Source organism: Actinoplanes sp. NPDC051494 (assembly GCF_044454705.1).
Taxonomy (GTDB): Bacteria; Actinomycetota; Actinomycetes; order Mycobacteriales; family Micromonosporaceae; genus Actinoplanes.
Genome location: NZ_JBITDZ010000016.1, coordinates 84,223 through 93,325 on the forward strand (window position 1 = coordinate 84,223; position 9,103 = coordinate 93,325).

The window sequence follows — 9,103 nt, forward strand, 5'->3', positions numbered from 1 at the left end:
TCACTACGCCCGGCAAGCCCTCACCGAGCCCTAAAAATCTCCCGCTGAAGTACTAGACCATAGCAATCCAAGGATCGACAGGCTTGTCCGGCGGCTCGATCTCCACGTTCCAATCCCAATGCGCTCCCTTTTCAGGATCAGCGTTGCGGTCGCAGGGGCATTCCCAGTCCCCGCCCTTGTCAACGTCCAGCGGCGGCCAGAACTGCATCTCAAGCATCTCGTAAGCTGGCTTGTCCCGATTCGTCATGTCGGCCACCTGCACCTTCACTCGCTTGCCTGCCTCGGCGACGAGGGGGAGGCCGAGCGGGCTCGACGAGGTGCCGCTGACAGTTTGACCTTTGCAGCGATAAGTCCGGAGCGGCGTAAAGGTGAAGAACAGTACAAGCCGGTCGCCGACCGTAGTGCGTTCGTAGAAGAATCGGGCGTTGAGATCCCTCGGGTGCAGATCACGATGGTCGCGCTCAACCTCAGCCCGAGTCAGCCGCTGCGCTGCCTCCGCCGAGTCGCGGGCGGCCTTCGCCGAAACCTCAGCATGCTCGGAGGACTCCTCGGCGGCCTTCGCGCTGCGCGCGGACTGCTCGACTGACTGTTCGGATGCAGCAGCACCGCGCTCGGTTGCATCAGCTGATCTGCGAGCCTCCGCAACCGACTCTTTTGCAGAGACGGCAGAGTTGCCAGCGTGCGTTTCTGACTTCTCTGATGCCGCGGCGCTTCGCTTACCGGAATGCGCGGACGAGATCGCTGCAAGGGCCGCGATGATGCTGATGAAGAGCGCGAGCCCGGTGAGGAATGCGGTCATGGCCGCGGATGCTACGCCCGGGGCTGCCCGCTGTGACGCGGAATCACGCGACGATCATCCTGAACTGGATGTCCGGTCGGATGATCGACTGGTTGTGACGCATCGACCACAGTGGTCCGATGACCACCCCACCGCCGCAGTGGAATTACCCCGCCCCTCCGCCGCCCCCTCGGCGGGCCAAGATGAAGGCGTGGCCGCTAATCGCCGGGGTGTCCGTGCTCGCGGTGCTGCTCTGCTGCGGTGGGGTGACGATCGTGAACATGACCGCTGACGACCCTGCGACGAAGAACGCTGCCGCCCCGCAACTGGCCGCACCGATCAGCAGTACGCCGGCCCAGGCAGAGGTCCCCGCGGTGACCACGAGTCCCGCCCCGGTCGAGACCACCTCGCCCAGCGCGACGCCGACAACCTCGCCCACGCCGGCGCGGACCACGGTGACGCCGACAGTGAGGGTCACCCCGAAGCCGAAGGGGACCACGACCCGGCCGAGGCCGCGGCCCACCACGAAGAAGCCGGTGACGAAGAAGCCGACGAAGCGTGCCACCACGGAGCCAGCCGCCGTTTACTACGCGAACTGCACGGCTGTGCGTGCCGCCGGCGCGGACCCGATCTACGCGGGGGACCCCGGGTACTCACGCAAGCTGGATCGTGACGGTGACGGCGTGGCCTGCGAGTAAGCCACCAGGGACAAGCAGAAGGCCCGCACACCGGATGGTGGCGGGCCTTCTTCGTTCTCGGGTCAATCCCCCTCGGGGGTGTAACAGCGGCAACTAAACTTTTGCCTGCCAGGACGGTAGCGCCGGCCACCCGGCGACTCCATGCCGCCCACGTCCATCGGGGCGAAGCTCACCGGCTTTCTGCAGCGCGGGCATGGCACGGTGATGACAGCAGCCTCATGACGAGTGAGTAGCGGAGCGTCCTGGTCATCGTCGATTCGCTGACCCGTGGCAGGGTCAAGTACAGGTGCGGTCATGGGATCCAGCGTACGGACGCTCAACGTTCGACCTCGTCAACGGCGCGGCAGGACATGCGTACGATTTCGCCTCGACCGGCCTTCCACCCTGTTCGGCTGGCCAGCGAACATGCACCAGGCCCGGTTCACCGCCAGCTCACCTGCACCTGGACCACGCCGACGCGCTCCAGGGCGGCGAGCGCGATGACGGCGAGGCCGAGCATGACCGTTGACGTGGCGGCGGCCGCCGTGAGGCAGCGGCCCACCCACCGGGCTCGGGCCCACCATGGGCCGGTCTTCACCGCGTCGACCTCGGGATCCGGCTGGCGGCCCTGCCTGCGGGCGGCGGCGTGCTCCAGTGCCAGCGCGGTGAACCGGTCTTGGTCACCGCCGTTCGCAAACGCCCAGCGAATGTCCTCCCGGCGGCAGGTCGCCCACACCCGCCAGTACAGCGGCACCTCGCGCGGGAACACGGACAGCCGCAGGCCCGTGTCCCAGCCGGTGTCTCCGGATGTGAAGCGGAAGCGTCGGTAGCCGGTCGGTCTCATCGGCCCTCCTCCGCGATCAGGGCTGCCCACGCCGCCGGCAGTTCTGCGGCGATGTCACGGTCCAGGCCGATCAGGTCGCCGTCGTCGAACTCCTGGGCCCGAACGATGCCGAGCTCGGCGATCCGGGCGAACAGCAGCGTCATCACCTCAACACCGCGGTCCCGAATCGACCGGCGGGTGTCGGCGGCGAGCCGGTCGGTGAGTTCGGCGACCGGCCAGTACAGGTCTCGCAGCGTTGCCGGGAACGTCTCGTCGTCTGGGTCGTCGGGCAGGTCCCTCAACCGGAACCCATCAGCGTTCGCCAGGTCCACGCCCGGGTTGGACTTAAGGGCGAACACGCACGGCGGGGCGTTGCGGCCCTGCTCGAATGCCAGGAACAGTCCGTACGGGCCCAGCAAGAGTCGCCGGTGATTGTGCCAGTCCGAGAGGTCGGCCGGGAGGGTGTGATCGACACCCACCCACGCGTCGATCGCGACCTCACGGAGGCCGCTGTTGCCGTACACCTTCCCGGTGACGGGCTCGGTCGAGTAATCGGTCATAGCTGGCTTGCCTTGTCCTCGCCGAGGATGCGGTCGGCGCAGCGATTGCACGTGTGCGGCGCGTCCGGCACGTCGAGCAGTAGGGTCAGGTGCTGTCCGCAGAAGTAGTCACCACAACCCCACTCGTCACCGCCCGGCGTCTCTCCGCACAGATAGGCGAGACCACGGTCGATCTCCACGGTGCAGTCCTTCTCGTCGCAGACCGCGGTGACGCCGTAGCCAGCCTCTCGCCCATCGGCGAGGGTGTAGAACGCATAGCCCATGGTCAGATCTCCTTGCTGGTGAGGACGATGCGGTGGCCGAGCCACACGCTCGGGGTGGGCTTCACAACGAGCAGCCCAGCCTCGATGAGCGGCTCCACGTCGGCTGGATGCCGAGGTTCGGGAAGGTCGCGGGGCTGCTGCGGATCCAGGCAGAACGCGCCGTCGAAGTCGCGGTGCAGGCGCCGGCCGGTGTGCGTGAGCTGCTGGAGCGGGCACCGCTGACCGGTGGTCAGGTCGACGTCGGTCACAGCCGGTATTCCCGCTCGGTCAGCACCTCAGCAACGCTGACACTGAGGGCGCCCATGCCGTGCTCGCGTTCCTTGCGGTACGCCACGTCGGCAACCGCGTCGCGCACCTCCTGCTCTGTCAGCGGCGGCATGACCGTGGCGCTGACGGACACAGAGAACGTCTGGGTGCGAATGTCGCTCACGGCTGGTCCTTGTCCAGGCCGAACCGGTCCACGACATCGGCGGCCAGCGCATCGGAGGTCAGCGGCTTCGGGTGCCGGTAGCCGGCCCCCCGGTTCTGCTCGTACGCGAAGTCCTGGATCTGGTCGGCGAGCCCGCCGCTGACCAGATCACGTTCCTCGTGCAGGAACACGGCTACCAGCTCGGCGAGCTGGTACGGGCTGAGTTCGTAGCCCTCGTCGACCTTGCGGATGTAGGCGGCGAGGTCGTCGCGGAGGCTGCTCACTCCGCGGCCAACCCGAACCGGGCGGCGTCACCGACGCAGGCCTCGAGGGCGGCCAGGGACTCGCGGATCTGGTCGTGCCACGGTGCGTACGCCGGGTCCTTCAGCGCGGCACGGAGCTCGCGCGGGTCCTGCGACTGCGGCAGGGCGGTCGCGGAACGGATGTCGGTCACGGTCATGATGTGGCTCCTTCACGGGCCGCGGCGAGCGCCGCGCGGACGGTGGGGTGGTCCAGTGCGGTGGAGCATTCGACGGAGAAAGCCACCAGCGCGTCGATGGCCTCATCCATGCCAGGGGCGTCGTGGCTGATGTAGTTGCCGTCAGTGGGCAGGGACTGGTTGATCCGCCCGCAGAGGTCGTCTAGGCCAGTGGCCAGGATGGTCACGGCACTGGTGGGCTGGTCAGGCATGCTCAGGCCTCGTGGTTGCGCAGCCGGAGCAAAATCTGACGGAGGTCGCCCACGAACGCGGACACCCGACCCGAGTCGTGCGGGGTGTCGAACGCGGCGACCATCCGGCCGATCTCGGCGACGGTGCGCTCGTGGACGGCGAGCCGGGCGTCCTCGGATCGCTCTATCTGCCGGAGCGCGGCGCGGACCGCGCACAGCATTCCGGTCGTGTCGGCGGACACGGTTTGCCACGCATCAAGGGCGGCGCATTCAGCGGCGGTGAGCTGGTCAGACATGGTGGGGCTCCTTTAGGTGGTGGGGGAGTTGGCGAGCAGGCCGACCTTGTCGAGCTCGGCGGCGACCCGTTCGGCGACTGGCCAGTCCATGCGGCAGCCCAGGTCGGTGGCGACCCGCTCCCGCATATTCAGGTGGGTGTCGAAGCCGCCCAGGAGCTTGCCGGAATCGTCGAGGCTCAACGCGATGCTCTCGGCGTGGTCGCGGCGCTTGAACGTTCCGGTGATGTGCGGCTCGATGATGTCGGCGGCCTGGGTGCGGATGTCGCTCACGCTGCTCTCCTGCGGGTTCTGGCCGGGGTGGTGATGACGTAGTCCTCGATCCCGGACTCGTCCGGCACCAACCGGATCAGGCCGGCGTCGGCAAGTTCGTGGATGGTGCGGCGCAACCCGAAGTGACTGGGGGAGACGTCGAAGTCGTCAGCCAGGGTCAACCGGGTCACGACCTGGCCGGCCGACAGCCTGTCCTGGATGACCTGCAGCACCCGCTCGCGGCACACCAGCGGCGGGGCAGCCAGGCGTTGCCGGGCCAGGCGTTCGCGGGCGATCGGGTCAGCGTCGACGTTCGGCCGGCCACTCATGGCAGCACCCGAAGACGCCAAGCACCCGACGGCAGCTGCTCGACCTTCTCCACCCGGCCCGCATCGCCCAGCTCCTTCAGGGTGGAACGCAGGGTGTGGGAGGTGTGCAGGACGACGAACTTCTCGGCGAGCTTGTCGACGTCGTCGTGGCCGGCCCGGATCGCGGCGACCACCGCGATGGGGGTGATGTCGCTGACGCTCACGCGTCAACCTCAGCGGGGTGGGCGGCGAGGTCAGTCAGCCGGGCCTCGACGTCGGTGGTGGTGAGGCCTTTTGGCTCGTCCATGCCGTTATCGGCATCCGGGTTGTCGATCTCCATGTCAAAGCGGAGTGCCTCGGTCGAGGGACGCACCATGGCGGTCAGCCCGTTCGGTAACTCGTAGTTCCACCACAGGCGGCTGGTATCAACGCAGTGGTCGGTGAGGTACTCGGTGAAGTCCATACTCAGACGCCCTTTCCACACGAGCAGCGCTCCGGCTTGTACTTCTGAAACAGCTGGGTGGCCTGGGCCTTGCCGAGCGCCAGGGTGTAGACGCCGGAACGGCAGTCCCGGGCGTGGCCGGCGGCCTGATGCCGGTCCTGGGACTCGGCCATCAGCTCCATGGCCTGCTCGTGCGCGCCTTCGCTGTCGTATGCGGCGCGGGTGATGACGGCGACGCACTCGTCGAACAGGCGTTCGGCGGACATGGCGTGCGGGTCATCAGTCAGGCTCCGATCAGCTCGACGGTGCACGCATCGGTGTGGTCGTGCTCCGGGTCGCATGTCACGTGCCGGAGCACGCCGGCGTCGTCGAGCTTGTACATGGCGTTGCCGATCCATCGCAGATCCCCGTCGACGGTCAGCAAGTGCGCATCCCAGATCAGGTCGACGATCCGGACCGGGCCACTGCCGGTGAGGCGACGCTTGACCATGTCGATGGTGTGTTCGCTCTTGAGCATCGGTCAGGCTCCGATCAGGCGGGCCAGGGCGCGCAGGTCCCCGAGCGTCAGGGTTGTCGCGCCTTCGGGGTACACGCCGAGGCCAACCACATCCAGGACCACCCGGTCGTCGGGTGAGGCCTCATACACGTCGAGGGCGTGACGAAGGCGGGCGACCGGGTCGTCGCCCGGGTGGGGGTGCTTAATGCGGACCTCGTCGGCGAAGTTCATGGGGTCTCCTTCAGGGCTTGATGTTGAGGGCGGCAGCGATGACGGATTCGACCTCGTCGGCGAAGAAGTGACCGACGCCGCCCGGGTGCTGCGCGGACTCGGCGCGTATCTGCTCGCACTTCCTCAGCACGGCGAGGACCGCTTCGTGTGGGGTGGTGTCGTCGACGGCGAGGACGTGTTCGCGGCAGGCCGCGTTCAGCTCGGCGGTCATGGCGCTCCAGACGAGTGGGTGTAGTGGGTACCCATCACTGTAGTGGGCGACCACCACACTGCCAAGGCGCTGATCGTGCGCCACCGCACTGGCGGATCGAAAGGATGCCCGCCCACTACAGTGAGATCGTGGATCCGACCGCCGACATTGCCGCTGCCCTCGCCAAGCCGACCCGGGCAGAACGGGCCATCGCCCTCGGCGAAGTCCTCAACCGGCTCCCCGCCCTCGCCGCCCACGTTCGGGAGTTGCGCCAGGCCGAGGTGAAAGCCATGCACGTCAAAGACGACATGAGCTGGGACGAGATCGGGAAGGCCATCAAGCAGCACCGCACCCGAGCCGCACAGATCGCCCGGGGCGTGCCGGGAGGCAACAAGAAACGCAAGAACGACGAAGGCGCCCCGCCGGCCAAGTAGCCGAGACGGGACGCCCGTGCCGTGCGGTCACCGCGTCCGGCAGTCGATCTGCTCACCGGTTTCGCGGCGCACCAGCCCAACGAAGGTTTCGATCTCGATCGGGGTCGGCGGTCGCTGACCGCGTCGACGGGGACGGGCCTGGGGTAGCTTCATGGCGTCGCCTCTTTCGCTCAATGGGTGTGACAGTGCGGGGCGCGCTCGGCTTGCCGGCTTGGAGCGCGCCCACGCTCACCTACTCGGCCTCGCCGCGCGGGTCTCGGCCCGCCCGATACTCGGCGGCTTCGGTCCGCAGTTCCTCCGGTGTGAACGTGGTGCCGACCCGGACAAGACCGGAGCGTTCGAGGCGGTCCGCATACGACTCCAGGAGTTCCGCCATCCGGCCGGCTTCTGCAGCCCGTTCGGGCCCGTTCGGCAGATCAGTGACCTTGTACTGCAGGTCACACATCTCCGACCATTCCTCGTGGGAGGCGGACCACTGCCGCAGGTGCTCCAGCACGTTCTCTGCGGATCCCCGATCAGCGACCGGATCGCCTCGTCTGCGGTGTCGAACGGTCCGGCCGTGTCGTCGTCGCTCTGCCATGAGCCAGTCATGAAGCCGCCGCGGTCCTCATAGACGTACCGATCGCCGGCCTCGGCCCTGACGTTGTACGCCTCGTCGATGACGCCACGATCCTGCTCCACCCGTGGGTCGTTGTCGTAGGCGCTCACGCTGGAACCTCCATGACGCCGCCGTACGGCTTCATCGCGAACACCGCACCTGTCGCGGCGCGTAGCACCCTGACCTGCTCGCCCACCTCGAGGTGGACACCGTCCAGGGCCGCGGTCGCCTCCTCGTCGGAGGCCTGATCGCCTGGCCACCACCGCACCAGCTCGTTCGACGCGTCGATGATGTCGTAGTAGTAGCCGCTCACGACGCCACCTCCGGCCGCCACCGTGCGACGATCTCCGCGGTCACCAGCTCGTCGAGGTCCCCGCCCAGGCTGCGGGCTGCCCTGCTCATCCGCTCCGCGATCTGCTCGTCGGACTCCTGCGGATACTCCCGGACGAACGACTCGACCATCGTCTTCTCCAGCGGATCGCGGCCCATGATCGGCTCACTCATGGCGCCATCTCCAACTGCGGGTACCGGCCGGCGGTGAACCCGGTGAAGAACTCCTCGAGGGCGGACGGCACCGTGATGTCTTCCACGGACCGCCCGTCACCGTTGGGCAGGGTGTAGCTCAACACCGCTGAGATCCCGCCCCTGACGACCGCTTCCGGCGCGCTCAACGTGCGCGCCAGGTACACGGCGACCGGGTTACCGGTTGTGCTGTGGTCGCCGCGGATCCCAAGTTCGGTGAGGCTGGCCGCGACCTCCGCACCGGATGTCGTGCCCAGCTCGGCCAGGGCAACACCGGCCAGGTCCGACAAGCGCCGGTCGAGTTCGTCGAGGACCCGGGAGTCGGTGGACGTCACCAGACGGGAGGCCAGCCCGGTGGTGTACTCCGTCAGCTGATGAACGCGCTCGCGGACGCCCACGATCCGCCCGGTCATGTCGGCACCACCGTCAACCGTGCACGCTGCTCGTTGACGAACGACACCTCGACACCGGAGAAGTCGACAACGATCTCCCGGATCGGGCCCGCAGCGTTGCGAGACGTGTGCCGGCCGGTGACGTACCCCCGGCGGTCTTCGCCAGCGTCGTGGACGTGCACGCCAGGCTGCAGTTCGTCGCGGGTTTCGCTGGTCACGGCAGGAACTCCTTCGCTGCGTCGGGGCCGCCCCAGATCATGGCCAGGGCTGCCTTGTCCTCGGCGGGCACGTTCAGGCTGAGCAGGATCAGACGGCGGTCACCGCCGTGCTCACCGTCACGGGCCCGCTCATTGACCGCCCGGCCCAGCTCACGCTGGGCATCGGGGAGGCCGTCGAAGCCGGGCTCGTCCATCGGGCTGGGGTACGTGTACTGATAGCTCACGCGCCGGCCCCGTCCTTGACGACGATCCGGTACGAGTCGTGGGCGTCCACACCGACCGGGGTCCACGCCGAAACGCCGGCGATGGTCAGCTCCTGGGCCATGAAGTCGCCGAGCGGAATCGCCCGGGCATCGTCGGCGGCGATGGGCTGGGCGTCACCGGCGCGGTACAGAATCACGGCCTGGCCCTGCTCGGTGAAGGTGTGCCGCAGCTGCCCGCGGTGGTGCACCTCGTACAGGTCGTCGGGGGTGATGCGCAGCTCATGGAACGTGGTGCTCACGTGGATCTCCTTCTCGGCTCGGCCCGTCTGGCCGGCCGCCAAGGTC

28 protein-coding genes are annotated in these 9,103 nt (G+C 67.9%); 2 read left to right on the forward strand and 26 right to left on the reverse strand.

Annotated features, from left to right (window positions below; translation table 11 throughout):
• Window positions 1-52 precede the first annotated feature (52 nt).
• Window positions 53-799, reverse strand: a complete 747-nt coding sequence (locus ACIA6A_RS38385) for a hypothetical protein (RefSeq protein WP_396103017.1) — start codon at window positions 797-799, stop codon at window positions 53-55.
• Between the two features lie 145 nt (window positions 800-944).
• Entirely contained in the window at window positions 945-1,346 is a 402-nt protein-coding gene (locus ACIA6A_RS38390; RefSeq protein WP_396103120.1) for a hypothetical protein, read from the reverse strand.
• Here ACIA6A_RS38390 and ACIA6A_RS38395 point away from each other — a divergent pair.
• Complete coding sequence (locus ACIA6A_RS38395) at window positions 1,315-1,476, forward strand: excalibur calcium-binding domain-containing protein (RefSeq protein WP_396103018.1); 162 nt, start codon at window positions 1,315-1,317, stop codon at window positions 1,474-1,476. The genes ACIA6A_RS38390 and ACIA6A_RS38395 overlap by 32 nt on opposite strands.
• A 421-nt stretch (window positions 1,477-1,897) precedes the next feature.
• On the opposite strand, the gene ACIA6A_RS38400 is transcribed toward ACIA6A_RS38395, so the two are convergent.
• Genes ACIA6A_RS38400 through ACIA6A_RS38480 form a run of 17 tightly spaced genes read right to left on the reverse strand, consistent with a single transcriptional unit; the run spans window position 1,898 to window position 6,412 of the window.
• Window positions 1,898-2,299, reverse strand: a complete 402-nt coding sequence (locus ACIA6A_RS38400; protein WP_396103019.1) for a hypothetical protein — start codon at window positions 2,297-2,299, stop codon at window positions 1,898-1,900.
• Entirely contained in the window at window positions 2,296-2,838 is a 543-nt protein-coding gene (locus ACIA6A_RS38405; protein WP_396103020.1) for a hypothetical protein, read from the reverse strand. The genes ACIA6A_RS38400 and ACIA6A_RS38405 overlap by 4 nt, the downstream gene beginning before the upstream one ends.
• The gene (locus ACIA6A_RS38410) at window positions 2,835-3,101 is read right to left on the reverse strand and encodes a hypothetical protein (protein WP_396103021.1); all 267 of its coding nucleotides are present in this window, start codon (window positions 3,099-3,101) and stop codon (window positions 2,835-2,837) included. The genes ACIA6A_RS38405 and ACIA6A_RS38410 overlap by 4 nt, the downstream gene beginning before the upstream one ends.
• 2 nt (window positions 3,102-3,103) lie before the next feature.
• Window positions 3,104-3,349, reverse strand: coding sequence for a hypothetical protein (locus tag ACIA6A_RS38415; RefSeq protein ID WP_396103022.1), 246 nt, complete (start codon window positions 3,347-3,349; stop codon window positions 3,104-3,106).
• Entirely contained in the window at window positions 3,346-3,531 is a 186-nt protein-coding gene (locus ACIA6A_RS38420; RefSeq protein ID WP_396103023.1) for a hypothetical protein, read from the reverse strand. Before ACIA6A_RS38420 ends, ACIA6A_RS38415 begins: the two co-directional genes overlap by 4 nt.
• A complete protein-coding gene (locus ACIA6A_RS38425) occupies window positions 3,528-3,794 on the reverse strand; it encodes a hypothetical protein (protein WP_396103024.1) in 267 nt (88 codons plus the stop codon). Before ACIA6A_RS38425 ends, ACIA6A_RS38420 begins: the two co-directional genes overlap by 4 nt.
• Complete coding sequence (locus ACIA6A_RS38430) at window positions 3,791-3,970, reverse strand: hypothetical protein (protein ID WP_396103025.1); 180 nt, start codon at window positions 3,968-3,970, stop codon at window positions 3,791-3,793. The genes ACIA6A_RS38425 and ACIA6A_RS38430 overlap by 4 nt, the downstream gene beginning before the upstream one ends.
• Window positions 3,967-4,200 (reverse strand): hypothetical protein, encoded by a 234-nt coding sequence (locus tag ACIA6A_RS38435; RefSeq protein ID WP_396103026.1) that lies wholly within the window; start codon window positions 4,198-4,200, stop codon window positions 3,967-3,969. The genes ACIA6A_RS38430 and ACIA6A_RS38435 overlap by 4 nt, the downstream gene beginning before the upstream one ends.
• 2 nt (window positions 4,201-4,202) lie before the next feature.
• Window positions 4,203-4,475: a hypothetical protein gene (locus tag ACIA6A_RS38440; protein ID WP_396103027.1), complete on the reverse strand. Its 273-nt coding sequence runs from the start codon at window positions 4,473-4,475 to the stop codon at window positions 4,203-4,205.
• Between the two features lie 12 nt (window positions 4,476-4,487).
• Complete coding sequence (locus ACIA6A_RS38445; RefSeq protein WP_396103028.1) at window positions 4,488-4,745, reverse strand: hypothetical protein; 258 nt, start codon at window positions 4,743-4,745, stop codon at window positions 4,488-4,490.
• A complete protein-coding gene (locus ACIA6A_RS38450; RefSeq protein WP_396103029.1) occupies window positions 4,742-5,053 on the reverse strand; it encodes a hypothetical protein in 312 nt (103 codons plus the stop codon). Before ACIA6A_RS38450 ends, ACIA6A_RS38445 begins: the two co-directional genes overlap by 4 nt.
• Entirely contained in the window at window positions 5,050-5,256 is a 207-nt protein-coding gene (locus tag ACIA6A_RS38455; protein ID WP_396103030.1) for a hypothetical protein, read from the reverse strand. The genes ACIA6A_RS38450 and ACIA6A_RS38455 overlap by 4 nt, the downstream gene beginning before the upstream one ends.
• Window positions 5,253-5,495 (reverse strand): hypothetical protein, encoded by a 243-nt coding sequence (locus ACIA6A_RS38460; protein WP_396103031.1) that lies wholly within the window; start codon window positions 5,493-5,495, stop codon window positions 5,253-5,255. The genes ACIA6A_RS38455 and ACIA6A_RS38460 overlap by 4 nt, the downstream gene beginning before the upstream one ends.
• A gap of 2 nt (window positions 5,496-5,497) precedes the next feature.
• Complete coding sequence (locus ACIA6A_RS38465; RefSeq protein ID WP_396103032.1) at window positions 5,498-5,740, reverse strand: hypothetical protein; 243 nt, start codon at window positions 5,738-5,740, stop codon at window positions 5,498-5,500.
• Between the two features lie 17 nt (window positions 5,741-5,757).
• Complete coding sequence (locus ACIA6A_RS38470; protein ID WP_396103033.1) at window positions 5,758-5,991, reverse strand: hypothetical protein; 234 nt, start codon at window positions 5,989-5,991, stop codon at window positions 5,758-5,760.
• 3 nt (window positions 5,992-5,994) lie between these two features.
• The gene (locus tag ACIA6A_RS38475; protein WP_396103034.1) at window positions 5,995-6,201 is read right to left on the reverse strand and encodes a hypothetical protein; all 207 of its coding nucleotides are present in this window, start codon (window positions 6,199-6,201) and stop codon (window positions 5,995-5,997) included.
• Between the two features lie 10 nt (window positions 6,202-6,211).
• Window positions 6,212-6,412 (reverse strand): hypothetical protein, encoded by a 201-nt coding sequence (locus ACIA6A_RS38480; RefSeq protein ID WP_396103035.1) that lies wholly within the window; start codon window positions 6,410-6,412, stop codon window positions 6,212-6,214.
• Between the two features lie 128 nt (window positions 6,413-6,540).
• Here ACIA6A_RS38480 and ACIA6A_RS38485 point away from each other — a divergent pair, with 128 nt between their 5' ends.
• Entirely contained in the window at window positions 6,541-6,825 is a 285-nt protein-coding gene (locus tag ACIA6A_RS38485) for a hypothetical protein (RefSeq protein WP_396103036.1), read from the forward strand.
• Window positions 6,826-7,057: 232 nt separating this feature from the next.
• Here the strand turns inward: ACIA6A_RS38485 and ACIA6A_RS38490 are convergent, their stop codons facing one another.
• The 7 genes from ACIA6A_RS38490 to ACIA6A_RS38520 form a co-directional block, all read right to left on the reverse strand.
• Window positions 7,058-7,321, reverse strand: coding sequence for a hypothetical protein (locus tag ACIA6A_RS38490; RefSeq protein WP_396103037.1), 264 nt, complete (start codon window positions 7,319-7,321; stop codon window positions 7,058-7,060).
• 208 nt (window positions 7,322-7,529) lie between these two features.
• Window positions 7,530-7,736, reverse strand: a complete 207-nt coding sequence (locus tag ACIA6A_RS38495) for a hypothetical protein (RefSeq protein WP_396103038.1) — start codon at window positions 7,734-7,736, stop codon at window positions 7,530-7,532.
• Entirely contained in the window at window positions 7,733-7,927 is a 195-nt protein-coding gene (locus ACIA6A_RS38500; RefSeq protein ID WP_396103039.1) for a hypothetical protein, read from the reverse strand. Before ACIA6A_RS38500 ends, ACIA6A_RS38495 begins: the two co-directional genes overlap by 4 nt.
• Complete coding sequence (locus ACIA6A_RS38505) at window positions 7,924-8,358, reverse strand: hypothetical protein (protein WP_396103040.1); 435 nt, start codon at window positions 8,356-8,358, stop codon at window positions 7,924-7,926. The genes ACIA6A_RS38500 and ACIA6A_RS38505 overlap by 4 nt, the downstream gene beginning before the upstream one ends.
• A complete protein-coding gene (locus tag ACIA6A_RS38510) occupies window positions 8,355-8,555 on the reverse strand; it encodes a hypothetical protein (protein ID WP_396103041.1) in 201 nt (66 codons plus the stop codon). Before ACIA6A_RS38510 ends, ACIA6A_RS38505 begins: the two co-directional genes overlap by 4 nt.
• Complete coding sequence (locus tag ACIA6A_RS38515) at window positions 8,552-8,779, reverse strand: hypothetical protein (protein WP_396103042.1); 228 nt, start codon at window positions 8,777-8,779, stop codon at window positions 8,552-8,554. Before ACIA6A_RS38515 ends, ACIA6A_RS38510 begins: the two co-directional genes overlap by 4 nt.
• Window positions 8,776-9,057 carry a hypothetical protein gene (locus tag ACIA6A_RS38520; RefSeq protein ID WP_396103043.1) on the reverse strand — a complete coding sequence of 94 codons (282 nt, stop codon included), beginning with the start codon at window positions 9,055-9,057 and terminating at the stop codon, window positions 8,776-8,778. Before ACIA6A_RS38520 ends, ACIA6A_RS38515 begins: the two co-directional genes overlap by 4 nt.
• Window positions 9,058-9,103 lie beyond the last annotated feature (46 nt).